A 13,811-nucleotide genomic window follows, 5' to 3' on the forward strand; every position below is an offset into this window, starting at 1 on the left:
TCAGGCCTGCGGCGCGGCCAGCTCGACCGACCGCAGCCGCTGCTCCACCGACGGGGTCTGGTGGGCGACGATGAGCTCGTCCGCGCCCGAGTGGGCGGCGAACTCGGTGAGGTACTCGCGCACCGCAGCCGGGGTGCCCACGGCGGTGTACTTGAGCATCTGGGCGAGCTGCTGGCCCTGCGGCGAGGCGAGGATGGCGTCCGCCTGCTCGTCGGTGACGGTGCGGTCCGGCCCGATGAGGAGCGAGACCCGCTGGCGGCGGACGACGGCGAGCTGCTCCTGCGCCTGCGCCTCGGTGTCCGCGGCGAGGACGTTGACCCCGGCGATGACGTACGGCGCGTCGAGCTGCGCGGAGGGCTGGAACTCCCGGCGGTAGGCGGCGACGGCGTCGTGCAGCGCCGCCGGGGCGAAGTGCGAGGCGAACGCGTAGGGCAGCCCGAGCGCCGCGGCCAGGTGGGCGCCGAACAGGGACGAGCCGAGGATGTACAGCGGGACGTCCGTGCCCGCGCCGGGGGTGGCGTTGACGCCGGGGATGAGCGTGTTCCCGGTGAGGTAGCCCTGGAGCTCCTGGACGTCCTGGGGGAAGGCGTCGGCGGACATGGGGTCACGGCGCAGGGCCCGCAGGGTCTTCTGGTCGGTCCCCGGCGCGCGCCCCAGACCGAGGTCGATCCGTCCCGGGTGCAGCGTCGCCAGCGTGCCGAACTGCTCGGCGATGACCAGCGGGGAGTGGTTGGGCAGCATGATCCCGCCCGACCCGAGCCGGATGGTGCTCGTGTGGGCGGCGACGTGGGCGATGAGCACCGCCGTCGCCGAGGAGGCGATGGTGGGCATGTTGTGGTGCTCGGCGTACCAGACCCGCGTGTAGCCCGACCGCTCCGCGAGCTGGGCCAGGGCCACGCTCCCCTCGAGGCTGTCCCGGGTGGTCTCGTTCGCACCGATGGGGGCAAGGTCGAGGATGGAGAGCGGGAGGGTCATGGTGGCCTTTCGTTGTGCGGGTGGTGCCCGTGGCGGGCGCGCTGAGGCGACAACCGGGCGCGGGCCGCCGTTATTTCTCCTCTACGGTGGGCGCGGAGGTGGTCGTGGTGTCCGCGCTGGAACGGGTGACGCCGGCCCTGGCCTGCCCGGTGTGCACCGCGGGGCTCACCCTGGGCGCGGGAACGCTGCGCTGCAGCGGCGGCCACGCCTTCGACGTCGCCCGCCAGGGCTACGCCTCCCTCCAGCGCGGCGGCGCCCCGGCCGTGACCGGGGACACGGCCGCGATGGTGGCGGCGCGCGACGCCTTCCTCGGGCGCGGCCACTACGCGCCCCTCGCGCGGGCGCTGCGGGACGCCGTCGCCGGCGTGACCGACGACGGCCTGTGCGTCGACCTCGCCGGGGGCACCGGGTACTACCTGCGGGCGGTGCTCGAGGACCGGCCGGGCCTCCTCGGCCTCGACCTCGACCTGTCCAAGCCGGCGCTGCGTCGGGCCGCGCGCGCCCACGAACGGCTGGCCGCCGCGGCGGCGGACGTGTGGCAGCCGCTGCCGGTGCGCACCGGCGCCGCCGCCGTCGTGCTCAGCGTGTTCGGGCCGCGCAACGGCCCGGAGATCCGCCGGGTCCTCACCCCCGGGGTCGGCCGGCTCCTCCTCGTCGCGCCGACGCCGGCGCACCTGGGCGAGCTCGTCGGCCCGCTGGGCCTGCTCGCCGTCGACCCGCGCAAGGCCGAGCGGCTCGACGCCCGCCTGAAGGGGCTGGAGCAGGTCACCGAGACCGCGGTGACCTACCGGGCGTCGATGGGCCACGCCGACGTCGCCGAGCTCGCCCTCATGGGCCCGAGCGCCCACCACGTGGCGGCCGACGAGCTGCGCGCGCGCGCCGCAGCCCTGCCCGACCGCGTCCACGTCACCGTCTCGGTGACGCTCTCCTCCTTCGCCGCCGCCTGAGCCCGCGGGGGCCGGCCACGCACGCCGGTTCCGCCTCCCCGACTAGATAGCCGCGCCCAATAGGTAGACAGGCATACTAGATAGCCATACGATCTAGCCATGACGACACAAGCCTGGCCGAGCGAGTGGCTGCGCGGCGTCCTCGAGGTGTGCGTCCTGCGGGCGGTGGCCGAGGCCCCCACCTACGGGTACGCCATCGCCGCCGACCTCGAGGCCGCCGGGCTCGGCTCCATCAAGGGCGGCACGCTCTACCCGCTCCTCACCCGGTTCGAGAAGGCCGGCGTCATCGCGCCGGAGTGGCGCACCGGCGAGGGGGGCCCGGCCCGCAAGTACTACGCGCTCACCGACCGGGGCCGCACCGAGCTCGCGGAGCTGTCCGCGCGCTGGTCGGAGTTCGCCCGGACGGTCACCGACCACCTCGCGCCCTCCCCCGACCGCGGCACCCCCGCTGCCCCACCCGCGGGCCGCGACCACCCCGGCGCCCCGGCGCCCGCCCCCTCCCGAAAGGCCTCCTCATGACCAGGAACGACAACGCTCTGGACAGCGCGTGGGAGAGCGACTTCATCGTCGAGCTCCGCCTGCGGGACGTCGACGGCCACGCGATCGGCGACGCCCTCGAGCAGGTCCGGTCCCACTGCGCCGAGAGCGGGCAGAGCGCGCGCGAGGCCTTCGGCGACCCGGTGGCCTACGCGCGGACCCTCGACCTGCCGGCCGAGCCCCTGGGCCTCGGCGTCGTCATCGCCCGCAGCGTCGCCGCCATCGCCTCGATGTTCCTCACGCTGTGGGGCTTCACCGCGTGGCTGGACGGCGAGGGCTTCACCCTCACGCTCGGCCACGTCGCCGTCGTCGCCCTGCTGGTCGGCGCGGTGCTCATGCTCCCGCGCCTGCTCTCCGTCATCGTCCGGCACCCGTGGTGGTCGGGGCTCGTCATGGGCGCGGTCGTCGCCGGGACGGTCGTGGTCCAGGTGCTCCTCACGCAGCCGCTGGTCGTCCTTCCCACGCCCGTCGTCATGGCCGTCGGTGCCGCCGGGCTCCTCGCGACGTCCCTGTGGGAGGTGCTCTCCGCCGACGCCGACGCGGACCCCGTGGTCAGCCCGGTGACCGGGCGCGAGGACGAGGACACCCGCGCCGGTCGGATCATGGCCGCCCTCACGCCGTGGCTGCTGCCCCTCGCCACCGTCGTCCTCATGGTCCTGCTCGCCGTCCTCGACCGGCTCACCTGAGCGAGTGCGCCCCGGAGCCCCTCAGAAGCCCGTCTCGGTAGGCCGCGGGTAGTACCGGCGGAAGTCCCGTACGAGGTTGAGCGTGCTCAGCGCGCGGTAGCGCCGGCGCCGCAGGTTGCGGTCGGCCGGGTAGTCCAGCGGGTGCGCGAACCCCTCCGTGCGCCGCACCTGGGCGAGGCGCTGGCGCAGCGCCGGGTCGGGCACGTACCGCCGCACGAGCGACCAGGGCAGGTAGGAGTACACCCCGACGTGCTGGTGAGCGGCGTCCGCCGGGTCGCCGCCCGGGCCGGGCCGCCCGCCGCTCGCGGCGACGTCCGGGCAGTAGTCCTCGACGACGGCCCGCGCCGGGTTCCGCCCGGCCACGTTGACGTAGTAGTTGGGCCGCCCGATCCGGGGGTTGAGGTCGAGGAAGCGACCGCGCCCGTCCCGGGGGTCGACCTTGATGTCGAAGTTGGCGAAGCCCGTGAAGCGCAGCTCGCGCAGGATGGCGGCCGCCTGCTCGGCGAGCCCGGGCTGCGGCACCGTGAGGATGGTCGCCGAGTTGCCGAGCATGGTCGGCGCGTGCAGGCCGAGGATGAGCTGGCCGGACGCCATCATCGTCACCCGGCCCGTGCGGTCGACGTAGCACGTGACGGTCCGCCCCCACGTGTCGTCCCCCGGGACGAGCTCCTGGACGACGACGACGTCCCGGTAGCCGGCGGCCGCGATCCGGCCCAGGACGGCGGCGGCCTCGGCTGGGTCGGCCGCGCTGTACACCTTCTTCTTCCCCGGGTAGCTCATGAGGAGGTGCTCGGCGCTCACCGCCGGCTTGAGGACGACCGGGAAGGTGAGGTCGAGCGCCGGGGGCGCCCAGCCCGGCGCCCCGGCCCCGGCGAGGTCGACGCTGCGCGAGGCGGGCACGGGGATCCCCAGGCGGCGGCAGATCCGGTCGAGCTCGACCTTGTCGCCCGCGGCGGCCAGGACGTCGTCGTCGGCGAAGGGGACGACGTAGCGCTCGGCGAGCACGGCCCGGTGCCGCCGGACCAGGTCGATCTCGTGCTCCGCGTTGACCATGAGGAGGTGCTGCTCGCCGGGGTGCGCCGCGGCGACGTCGAGGAGCGCCTGGACGATCCGCTCCTCGCTGGAGCCCTGGCCGGTGAAGACCGCGTCGATGATCCGCGAGTCGTTGATCGGGCCGCGCGGGGAGTTCGCCACGACGGTCGAGCGCACGCCGTATGCCTCGTGGAACGACCGGGCGATGGAGTACACCCCGAGGTCGGTGCCGAGGATGACGGGTCGTAGGCGCGGGGCGGGCACGGGGCCTCCTTCTCAAGCGGCGCTCCCCGGGGTGCCCGGGGGCCCGCGGAGTCTATCGCCGCCGCCCGGCGCGCCTCCGTCCCGCGCCCCCGCCGACGCCTAGCCTGGCCGGGTGAACACCGACGGGCCCGCGATCCCGCAGGACTTCGAGGCGGCGCTCCTCAGCCTGCGCGGCCTGCGGCAGCGCCCCGAGCTCCACCTCGAGGAGGTGCCGGCGCCCACCCGGATCGCGCCGTACGCCCTGGCGCTCACCGGCGAGGTGAACGAGACCCGCGACCCGGACACCATCCTCGGCTCCGGCCGGTTCGTCGTCCTCCACGACCCCGAGGGCCAGAGCGCGTGGGGCGGCACGTTCCGGGTCATCGTCCTCGCGCGCGCCGAGCTGGAGGACGAGCTCGGCACGGACCCGCTGCTCGGGGAGGTCGGGTGGGCCTGGCTCACCGACGCCCTCGCCGAGGAGGGAGCGCGGCACGAGCGGCTGTCGGGCACGGTGACCCGGGTGCTGTCGGAGAGCTTCGGCGGCCTCGAGCTGTCGAGCCGCGCCGTGGAGATCGAGGTGCGCGCGTCGTGGACGCCGTCGACGACGGACCTCGGACCGCACCTGGCGGCCTGGGCGCGCCTGCTGTGCTCAGCCTGCGGCCTCGAGCCGCTTCCCGAGAACGTCACCGCGCTCGGCCGGCGGCACTGACCGCCGTGCCCGGTCCGGGACATACGGTAGGGGACATGGAACCCATCGCCGACGCCGAGCCGCTGCGACCCCTGCTCGAGCCGGCCGACGGCGTCCCCGACGTCACGAGCACCCCCGAGGCCCTCGCGGAGGTGACCGCCGCGCTCGCCGCCGGCACCGGACCGGTCGCCGTGGACGTCGAGCGCGCCTCCGGGTACCGGTACGGGCAGAGTGCCTACCTCGTCCAGCTGCGCCGTGAGGGGGCGGGCACCGTCCTCATCGATCCCGTCCCCCTGCGGGACCTCAGCGAGCTGGGCGCCGCCCTCGCCGGGACCGAGTGGGTGCTGCACGCCGCCAACCAGGACCTGCCGAGCCTGCGTGCGCTCGGCCTGGTGCCCGACGCCCTCTTCGACACCGAGCTCGCCGCCCGCCTCCTCGGCCGCGACCGGGTGGGCCTGGGCCACATCGTCGCCGAGGAGCTGGGGATCACCCTGGCGAAGGAGCACTCGGCGGCGGACTGGTCGACGCGGCCGCTGCCCGCGGACTGGCTCCGTTACGCCGCCCTCGACGTCGAGCTCCTCGTCGAGCTGCGCGACCGGCTCGCCGCCGACCTCGCCGCGGCCGGCAAGCTCGAGTGGGCGCAGGAGGAGTTCGAGGCGGTGCGCACCGCTCCTCCGGCCCCGCCGCGGGTGGACCCCTGGCGGCGCACCTCGGGGATGCACACGGTGCGCACCGACCGGGGCGCCGCGGTCGTGCGCGAGATGTGGCAGGCCCGGGAGGACCTGGCCCGGCGGGTGGACCGCTCCCCCGGTCGGGTCCTGCCCGACGCCGCCATCGTCGCCGCCGCCCATGCGCTGCCCGCCAGCGAGGCCGACCTCCTCGCCCTGCCCCCCTTCACCGGCCGGGGCGCCCGCCGGCACGCGGCGCACTGGTGGGGCGCGGTCGAGCGTGCCCTCGCCCTGCCCCGGGACGAGCTCCCGCCCCGCCGCGCCCCGGGCGACCCGACCACACCGCCGCCCCCACGCGCGTGGGCGGCCAAGGCGCCCGACGCCGCGGCGCGGCTCGAGGCGGTCCGGGGCGCGGTCCGTGGCCTCGCGGCCGAGGTGGCCGTCCCGCAGGAGAACCTCCTCGCCCCGGCGATCCAGCGCCAGCTCGCGTGGACACCACCCGAGGCGACCGAGTCCGCCGTCGCCGAGGCGATGACGGCCCTCGGAGCGCGCCGCTGGCAGGTCGGCCTGCTCGCGGCGCCGGTGGCGGCAGCCCTCACGGCGACGGCGGACTGAGCCCGGGGGACCCGCTACGGTGATAGGTGATACCGACAGTGCCGTCTATCACCGGAGCGCCGATGTCCCCCGCCACCAGCCCCACGCCCGCCCCCACCACGGTGACCGCCGAGGACGTCGACCTCGGGACCGGCACGCTCGCGCTCGTGCGCCTCGTGCCGCCCGACGGGCGCCCACCCACGCTGGGGGTGCACACCCTCGAGGCGTTGCGGGCGACCCTCGCCGAGGTCGCCGCCCGGGCGCATGCGGGTGAGCTCGTCGCCGTCGCGCTGACGGGCACCACGGACGCCTTCGCCGCGGGCGCGGACCTCGACGTCGTCGCGACGGTCACGGATGCGGCCGACGCCCGCCGGATCGCCGAGGCGGGCCACGCGGTGGTCGCCGCGCTCGGCGACCTGCCGGTGCCGACGTTCGCCCTGGTGGGCGGCCTCGCACTCGGCGGCGGGCTCGAGCTCGCCCTGGCCTGCACGTACCGGGCGGCGGCGGCCGACGTCCGCGCGCTCGGGCTGCCCGAGACCCAGCTGGGGCTCGTCCCCGGCTGGGGCGGGTGCTCCCTGCTCCCCCGGCTCCTCGGCCCCGAGGCCGCCCTCCAGGTCATCATCGACCAGCCCCCGCGGCGGGCGCTCCTCGACGCCCAGGGCGCCCTGGAGCTCGGCCTCGTCGACACCGTGCAGCGCCCCGGCGAGGACTTCCTGCCCGGGGCCCTCAGCTGGGTGGTCGAGGTGCTCACCGGCGCCATCGAGCCGCCGCGCCCCGACCGCACGGCCGACGCCGCCGCGTGGGACGCCGCGGTGGCGGCCCGGCGCGGCGCCGCCGACCGGCGCGCCGCCGGGGGCGCCCCGGCCGCGGCCCGCGCGCTGGCGCTCGTCGAGGCCGCCCGCACGGCCACCCGGGCCGAGGCGTTCGCCGCCGAGGACGACGCGCTCGTCGAGCTCATCATGTCCGACCAGCTCCGGGCCGGTCTGTACGCCCAGCGCCTCACCCGCCGCCGGGCCAAGGCCCCGACCGGGGCGCCGGCGGCCGAGCTGGCGCGACCCGTCCGCCGGATCGGCGTCATCGGCGCCGGCCTCATGGCCAGCCAGCTCGCCCTGCTCCTCGCCTCCCGGCTGCGCGTCCCGGTGACCATGCGCGACCTCGACGCCGACCGCGCCGAGGCCGGGCTCGCGGCGGTGCGCGCCGGTGCGGCCGGCCTCGCCCGGTCCGGGCGCCTGACGCCGGCCGACGCCGAGGCCGTCGTCGCCCGGGTGCACGCCACGACGGACCTGGCGGACCTCGCGGACGCCGACCTCGTCATCGAGGCCGTCTTCGAAGAGCTCGACGTCAAGCGCGCGGTGTTCGCCGAGGTGGAGGGCGTGGTCCGGCCCGACTGCATCCTCGCCACCAACACCTCCGCGCTGTCGGTCACGGCGATGGCCGACGCCCTCGCCCACCCGGCCCGCCTGGTGGGGCTGCACTTCTTCAACCCGGTGGCGCAGATGCCGTTGGTGGAGGTGGTGCGGGCGCCGCGCACCGACGACGCCGCGTACGCCACGGCGTTCGCGGTGGCCGCCGCCTGCCGCAAGACCGCCGTGGCGGTCGCCGACGCGCCGGGCTTCGTCGTCAACCGGCTCCTCGTCCGGCTCCTCGGCGAGGTCCTCGGGGCCTGCGAGGAGGGCACCTCCCTCGCCGACGCCGAGCGCGCCCTGGCGCCCATGGGTCTGCCCATGGGCCCGTTCCCGCTGCTTCAGCTCGTCGGGCCGGCGGTGGCGGCGCACGTCCTCCACACGCTGCGCGCGGAGCTCGGCGACCGGTACCCCGCCTCACCCGGCCTCGACCGCCTCGTCGCCGAGGGCGAGCCGCTCGTGGCCTTCGAGGGCCGGCCGAGCGCGTCGTCACGGGTGCGGCCCGAGATCGCCGGCTACTTCGGCTCCCGCCCGCTCGCGGAGCCGCTCGACGCCGACGGCGTCCTCCACCGCGTCCAGGAGGCGCTGGCGCAGGAGGCGGGCGCGCTGCTCGCGGACGGCGTCGTCGCCGGCCCCGAGGACGTCGACGTGGCGATGATCCTCGGCGCGGGCTGGCCGCTGCACAACGGCGGCCTCACCCCCTACCTCGACCGGAGCGGGGCGTCCGAGCGGGTGCTGGGCCGCCGCTTCCTCGCCCCCGGCGTCGCGAGCCTGGCCGCCGCCGGCTGAGCCGTGCGGGGCCACCCCCGGGAGGGGTGGCCTTGCCCCGCGCGCGGTGACGCCGGCACAGGCCGGCGGGTCGTCAGGACGTGGCGCGCCGGGCGAGGAGACCAGCGCCGGCGACGGTGAGCAGCCCGACGAGGAGGGCGAGCGCCGCGGGGTCGGCGCCGGTCTCCGGCAGGCGTCCGCCGCCGTCCGAGGGGGCCGACGGAGAGTCGGGCGTGGCGCTCGCGGTGCCGTACTCGTTGGTGACGAGGACGTGGGCCGTCTCCTCCTCGACGACGGTCACGGGGTCCGGGTCGACGGCGCTCGACAGGAGCACGGCCCCGGGTGTCTCCCCGGTCCCGGTCTCGGTGACGGTGCACTCGGTCCCGGCGGGGACGTCGGTGATCTCGACCGCCGCGTGGACCCCGGCGTCCAGCCCCGCGGGCAGCTCGACCACGGTCTCGCTCGGGCCGTCCGGCGCCTCGCACGTCACCTGGAGCGTGATGGGCCCCTGGTGGCCCGCACGCGGGCCGGTGATCGACTTGCTCACCTGGAGCGCTCCCACCGCGACGGCGTAGTCGTTGGTGACGGTGACCGCGGCCCCCGAGTCCGCGCTGACGACGACCGAGGCGGGCTCCACGGACGTGGCGGAGACCGCGACCCGGCCGTTGTCGCCGTCGTCGCGCTCGGTGACGGTGCACTCCCCCTCGGCCGGCAGCCCGGAGACGGTCTGCGGGTGCGCGCCCGCGGCGGTACCCGCGGGCACCGTGACGGTCCGGGTGAGCGTGTCCTCGCTCCCCGGGAACGTGCAGACGACGTCGAGGAGGACGTCGGACTGGAGCCCCGCCCCGTCGCCGGTGATGACCTTGGTGAGCTCGAGCGAGCCGGCGGCGTAGGGCTCGAGGACGGCCTGGGCGCGGCGGACCAGCGAGGTGGGCTCGGCGAGGACGAGCTTCTGCGCGTTCTGCCGGCCGGGGTTCGTGCCGTCGTAGACGTAGACAGTGCTCTCAAGGACCGTCAGCGCGCGTTCGAGGACGAAGTACTGCGGCGTCTCGGCGGAGACGCTGCGGGCCCACAGCTCGGCCCCCGGCTCGACCACGGCCCCGTCCGGCAGCGCCGCCGTGCCCTCGGGGTCGGTGAAGACCTCGACCCCCACCGACCGCAGCGTCGCGGGCCCGTCCGCGGTGACGGTGAACGGGCCGACGATCTCGCCGGTCGCCGGCGCGCGCATGACCTGGGGGGTCACCTCGAACGCCGGCTCGACCGGCTCGGCGCGCGGGCCGTTCGTCAGCGCGTCCGCGACGATCGCGGCGACCCACGGCCGGAGCGGCTCGTCGGCGTCGACGACGTAGTCGTCCGTGAAGTACCAGATGGCCGCCTGGACCGCCGCGGCGCGCTCGTCCACGGTGGGGGCGGCCGCCGGCTCGTCGGTGGCCGGGTAGTACCCGTCGAGGATGTACGCCACGTAACCGAGGTTGGGGACGTTCGCCTCGTCCCACGTCGCGCGCACGTAGTTGATCCCCACCTGAGTGGCCACGTTGATCTCGATGCAGTACGTGAGGGCTTCCTGCCCGGTGAGGGTGTCCGTCGCGATGATCGTCCCGATGAAGGACTTGTCGTTGCGGGTCGACCCCAGGGGCGGCGCGTCGGGATAGCCCGCCAGCGGGTCGAAGCCTTCGGGCGCGGTCGCGCCGCGCACCGGCGCCCCCGCCTCGACGCCGGTGATGGTCAGATCGGTCATGTCCCCGCGCGGGCCCGTCGCCACGCCGTCGGGGTCGAAGCTTGCCTGGGCCGTAGGCCCGAGGGCCAGGACGACCAGCACGGCGGTCGTCACTGCCGCGCCCAGCCGGGCGAGCACACCCCTGCGGCGCACTACATGGTCGTCGGTCCCTGCACGCATCAGTGTTCCCCCCGGTACCGATCGAGCGCGTGGCGACAGACTCTCACCGAACGGGCGAAGGGGCCATGCCTGGGCCGCCCGTCCTTCGGCGCGACTCGCTCAGAAGACGGTGAGGCCGCGGGCGCGGAACTGCCCGCGGACCCGCTCGACGGTCTCGGCGGTCGGTGCCGGGGTGTCCTCGAGCTGGTAGTCCAGCCCCAGCCGGTCCCACTTGTCCCGCCCCATCTGGTGGAAGGGCAGCACCTCGACCCGGCTCACCGTGGACAGGGACGCGACGTAGGCGGCGACCGCGGCGACGTTCTCCACGGCGTCGGTGAGGCCGGGGACGAGGACGAACCGCACCCAGATCTCCGTGCCCCGCGCCGCCAGCCGGCGGCCGAACTCCAGGGTGGGGGCGAGCTCGCGCCCGGTCGTGCGGCGGTACGTCTCCGGCAGCCCGGACTTCACGTCGAGGAGGACGAGGTCGACGTCGTCGAGGAGGGCGTCGCTGGCGTGCGCCCCGAGAAAGCCGGAGGTGTCGATCGCCGTGTGCACCCCGAGCTCCTTGGCGCCGCGCAGCAGGCGGGCGAGGAACGCGGGCTGCATGAGCGGCTCCCCGCCGGAGACGGTGAGGCCGCCCCCGGTGGCCCGGAACACCGGGACGTACCGCTTGACCCGCTTGAGCAGCTCGGTCACCTCGACGGCCTCGCCGTCCTTCATCTTCAGGGTGTCCGGGTTGTGGCAGTACAGGCACCGCAGGGGGCACCCGGCGAGGAAGACCGTGAGCCGGGTGCCGGGGCCGTCGACCGCGGTGACGAGCTCCCACGAGTGCAGGGAGCCGATGTCACCGGCGCGCACGGCCGCGAGATGCTCCGCGTGGGACATCTCCCCCGCCGTCGCCAGCCCGGCGGTGCCCGCCGCCGGCCGCAGCCGCGGGACGGCGTCCTCGGGAACGGCGACGTACTCGCCGTTGAGGCCGTCAGGCGCGACGACGCCGGGCAGGCGCAGCGTGGTGCCCACGCGGGCCTCCCCGGCGTCGTCGTGCGCGGCTGCGGTCACAGCGTGCCGTGGAACGTCCGGGAGATGACGTCGAGCTGCTGCTCGCGGGTGAGGCGGACGAAGTTCACCGCGTAGCCCGACACCCGGATGGTGAGCTGGGGGTAGTTCTCCGGGTGCTCCATCGCGTCCTGCAGCGTCTCGCGGTTGAGGACGTTGACGTTCATGTGGTAGCCGGAGGAGCCCATGTAGGCGTCGAGGAGGCCGACGAGGTTGGCCACCTGCTCGTCCTTGGTCCGGCCCAGCCCGGAGGGCACCACGGTGTTGGTGAGGGAGATCCCGTCCTGCGCCTCGTCGTAGGGCAGCTTGGCCACCGACAGCGCCGAGGCGAGCATCCCGTGCGTGTCGCGTCCGTTCATCGGGTTGGCACCCGGCGCGAACGGCTCACCGGTGCGGCGCCCGTCCGGGGTGTTGCCGGTGTGCTTGCCGTAGACGACGTTCGAGGTGATGGTGAGCACCGACTGGGTGTGCACCGCGTTGCGGTAGGTGGGGACCGCCCGGATCTTCGCCATGAACTTCTCGACGATGCTCCGCGCGATGTCGTCGACCCGGTCGTCGTCGTTCCCGAAGCACGGGAACTCCCCCTCGACGTCGTAGTCGACGACGAGGCCGTCCTCGTTGCGGACGGGCCGGACCGTCGCGTACTTGATCGCCGACAGCGAGTCGGCCGCGACGCTCAGGCCGGCGATGCCGCAGGCGAGGGTGCGCAGCACGTCCTTGTCGTGCAGCGCCATCTCCAGGCGCTCGTAGGCGTACTTGTCGTGCATGTAGTGGATGCAGTTGAGCGCGTCCACGTAGGTCTCGGCGAGCCAGTCGAGCAGGTCGTCGTAGCGGGTGACGACGTCGTCGTAGTCGAGGACGTCGCCCTCGACCGGCTTGCGCACCGGCGACACCTGGCGGCCGGAGACCTCGTCACGGCCGCCGTTGATGGCGTACAGGAGCGCCTTGGCGACGTTGACCCGCGCGCCGAAGAACTGCATCTGCTTGCCGATGGCCATGGCCGACACGCAGCAGGCGATGCCCGCGTCGTCCCCCCAGGCCTGGCGGATGAGCTCGTCGGACTCGTACTGGATGGCCGAGGTGTCGATGGAGACCTGGGCGCAGAACCGCTTGAAGCCCTCGGGCAGCGCGTCCGACCACAGCACGGTGAGGTTGGGCTCCGGGGCCGGGCCGAGGTTGTACAGGGTCTGCAGCATGCGGAACGACGTCTTGGTCACCAGCGGGCGGCCGTCCACGCCGATCCCACCGATCGACTCCGTCACCCAGGTCGGGTCGCCGGAGAAGAGGTCGTCGTACTCGGGGGTGCGCAGGAACCGCACGATGCGGAGCTTGATGACGAAGTCGTCGATCATCTCCTGCGCCTGGGACTCGGTGAGGACACCGGCGGCGAGGTCCCGCTCGATGAAGACGTCGAGGAAGGTCGAGGTGCGCCCGAGCGACATGGCCGCGCCGTTCTGCTCCTTGACCGCGCCGAGGTAGGCGAAGTACAGCCACTGGATCGCCTCGTAGGCGCTGGCGGCCGGGCGGGAGATGTCGTAGCCGTAGGAGGCGGCCATCTCCTTGAGCTCGGTGAGCGCGCGGATCTGCTCCGCGTTCTCCTCACGGTCGCGGATGACGTCCTCGGTGGAGCGCTGGGCGTCGAGCTCGGCCCGGTCGGCCTTCTTGGCCGCGATGAGCGCGTCGACGCCGTAGAGCGCGACCCGGCGGTAGTCGCCGATGATCCGGCCGCGGCCGTAGGCGTCCGGCAGGCCGGTGATGAGGTGGGAGCTGCGGGCGGCGCGCACGTCGGAGGGGTAGACGTCGAAGACGCCCTGGTTGTGGGTCTTGCGGTACTTGGTGAAGATGTCGCGCAGGACCGGGTCGACCTCGTACCCGTAGGTCTTCAGGGAGGTCTCGACCATCCGCCAGCCGCCGTACGGCATGATCGCGCGCTTGAGCGGGGCGTCCGTCTGCAGGCCGACGACGATCTCGTTGTCGCGGTCGATGTAGCCGGGGCCGTGGGCGGTGATGGACGACGGCGTCGTCGCGTCGACGTCGTAGACGCCCTTCTCACGCTCGGCCGGGAACATCTCGCTCAGCCGCGCCCAGATGCCGGTGGTGCGCTCGGTGGGACCCGCGAGGAAGGCGGCGTCGCCCTCGTAGGGGCGGTAGTTCCGCTGGATGAAGTCGCGGACGTCGATGGTCTCCTGCCAACGGCCGCCCGTGAACGTGCGCCATGCGTCGTTGCTGGACTGGGACTGCGTCTCGGGAACGGTGGTGGCCATGCCATGCCTCCTCGTCGTGGTGGTATCTCCCACGCTAGGCCGCGCCCCCCGGCGCCGCGTGGGACCTAGGCCGC

11 protein-coding genes are annotated in these 13,811 nt (G+C 74.8%); 6 read left to right on the top strand and 5 right to left on the bottom strand.

Going from position 1 to position 13,811, the window contains the following annotated elements:
* The gene (locus tag EBO36_RS08305) at nucleotides 1-975 is read right to left on the bottom strand and encodes an LLM class flavin-dependent oxidoreductase (protein WP_122824191.1); all 975 of its coding nucleotides are present in this window, start codon (nucleotides 973-975) and stop codon (nucleotides 1-3) included.
* A gap of 116 nt (nucleotides 976-1,091) precedes the next feature.
* Between EBO36_RS08305 and EBO36_RS08310 the strand changes: the two genes are divergently transcribed.
* From EBO36_RS08310 to EBO36_RS08320, 3 genes are all read left to right on the top strand, one after another.
* Nucleotides 1,092-1,922, top strand: a complete 831-nt coding sequence (locus tag EBO36_RS08310; protein ID WP_122825548.1) for a putative RNA methyltransferase — start codon at nucleotides 1,092-1,094, stop codon at nucleotides 1,920-1,922.
* Nucleotides 1,923-2,021: 99 nt separating this feature from the next.
* Nucleotides 2,022-2,441 (top strand): PadR family transcriptional regulator, encoded by a 420-nt coding sequence (locus EBO36_RS08315; protein WP_122824192.1) that lies wholly within the window; start codon nucleotides 2,022-2,024, stop codon nucleotides 2,439-2,441.
* The gene (locus EBO36_RS08320; protein WP_122824193.1) at nucleotides 2,438-3,145 is read left to right on the top strand and encodes a hypothetical protein; all 708 of its coding nucleotides are present in this window, start codon (nucleotides 2,438-2,440) and stop codon (nucleotides 3,143-3,145) included. The genes EBO36_RS08315 and EBO36_RS08320 overlap by 4 nt, the downstream gene beginning before the upstream one ends.
* 21 nt (nucleotides 3,146-3,166) lie before the next feature.
* Here the strand turns inward: EBO36_RS08320 and EBO36_RS08325 are convergent, their stop codons facing one another.
* Nucleotides 3,167-4,441: a carboxylate--amine ligase gene (locus tag EBO36_RS08325; RefSeq protein ID WP_122824194.1), complete on the bottom strand. Its 1,275-nt coding sequence runs from the start codon at nucleotides 4,439-4,441 to the stop codon at nucleotides 3,167-3,169.
* Nucleotides 4,442-4,553: 112 nt separating this feature from the next.
* Here EBO36_RS08325 and EBO36_RS08330 point away from each other — a divergent pair, with 112 nt between their 5' ends.
* The 3 genes from EBO36_RS08330 to EBO36_RS08340 all read left to right on the top strand — a co-directional run bounded on the left by EBO36_RS08330 (nucleotide 4,554) and on the right by EBO36_RS08340 (nucleotide 8,562).
* Nucleotides 4,554-5,129: a DUF3000 domain-containing protein gene (locus EBO36_RS08330; protein WP_122824195.1), complete on the top strand. Its 576-nt coding sequence runs from the start codon at nucleotides 4,554-4,556 to the stop codon at nucleotides 5,127-5,129.
* 35 nt (nucleotides 5,130-5,164) lie between these two features.
* The gene (locus EBO36_RS08335; RefSeq protein ID WP_122824196.1) at nucleotides 5,165-6,391 is read left to right on the top strand and encodes an HRDC domain-containing protein; all 1,227 of its coding nucleotides are present in this window, start codon (nucleotides 5,165-5,167) and stop codon (nucleotides 6,389-6,391) included.
* 62 nt (nucleotides 6,392-6,453) lie between these two features.
* The gene (locus EBO36_RS08340; RefSeq protein WP_122824197.1) at nucleotides 6,454-8,562 is read left to right on the top strand and encodes a 3-hydroxyacyl-CoA dehydrogenase NAD-binding domain-containing protein; all 2,109 of its coding nucleotides are present in this window, start codon (nucleotides 6,454-6,456) and stop codon (nucleotides 8,560-8,562) included.
* A 73-nt stretch (nucleotides 8,563-8,635) separates the two neighbouring features.
* On the opposite strand, the gene EBO36_RS08345 is transcribed toward EBO36_RS08340, so the two are convergent.
* The 3 genes from EBO36_RS08345 to pflB form a co-directional block, all read right to left on the bottom strand.
* A complete protein-coding gene (locus EBO36_RS08345) occupies nucleotides 8,636-10,438 on the bottom strand; it encodes a thioester domain-containing protein (protein ID WP_164471408.1) in 1,803 nt (600 codons plus the stop codon).
* Nucleotides 10,439-10,537: 99 nt separating this feature from the next.
* Nucleotides 10,538-11,302 (bottom strand): pyruvate formate-lyase-activating protein, encoded by a 765-nt coding sequence (gene pflA, locus EBO36_RS08350; protein ID WP_122825549.1) that lies wholly within the window; start codon nucleotides 11,300-11,302, stop codon nucleotides 10,538-10,540.
* A 170-nt stretch (nucleotides 11,303-11,472) separates the two neighbouring features.
* The gene (gene pflB, locus EBO36_RS08355; protein WP_122824199.1) at nucleotides 11,473-13,737 is read right to left on the bottom strand and encodes a formate C-acetyltransferase; all 2,265 of its coding nucleotides are present in this window, start codon (nucleotides 13,735-13,737) and stop codon (nucleotides 11,473-11,475) included.
* Nucleotides 13,738-13,811 lie beyond the last annotated feature (74 nt).

This window comes from Georgenia faecalis (assembly GCF_003710105.1).
Classification (GTDB): domain Bacteria; phylum Actinomycetota; class Actinomycetes; order Actinomycetales; family Actinomycetaceae; genus Georgenia_A; species Georgenia_A faecalis.

What these genes read in the sequence shown, in the direction of transcription:
- pflB (WP_122824199.1), bottom strand. Translation starts at nt 13,737, where the DNA reads ATGGCCACCACCGTTCCCGAGACGCAGTCCCAGTCCAGCAACGACGCA.
- EBO36_RS08315 (WP_122824192.1), top strand. Translation starts at nt 2,022, where the DNA reads ATGACGACACAAGCCTGGCCGAGCGAGTGGCTGCGCGGCGTCCTCGAG.
- EBO36_RS08335 (WP_122824196.1), top strand. Translation starts at nt 5,165, where the DNA reads ATGGAACCCATCGCCGACGCCGAGCCGCTGCGACCCCTGCTCGAGCCG.
- pflA (WP_122825549.1), bottom strand. Translation starts at nt 11,302, where the DNA reads ATGTCCCACGCGGAGCATCTCGCGGCCGTGCGCGCCGGTGACATCGGC.
- EBO36_RS08320 (WP_122824193.1), top strand. Translation starts at nt 2,438, where the DNA reads ATGACCAGGAACGACAACGCTCTGGACAGCGCGTGGGAGAGCGACTTC.
- EBO36_RS08340 (WP_122824197.1), top strand. Translation starts at nt 6,454, where the DNA reads ATGTCCCCCGCCACCAGCCCCACGCCCGCCCCCACCACGGTGACCGCC.
- EBO36_RS08305 (WP_122824191.1), bottom strand. Translation starts at nt 975, where the DNA reads ATGACCCTCCCGCTCTCCATCCTCGACCTTGCCCCCATCGGTGCGAAC.
- EBO36_RS08345 (WP_164471408.1), bottom strand. Translation starts at nt 10,438, where the DNA reads ATGCGTGCAGGGACCGACGACCATGTAGTGCGCCGCAGGGGTGTGCTC.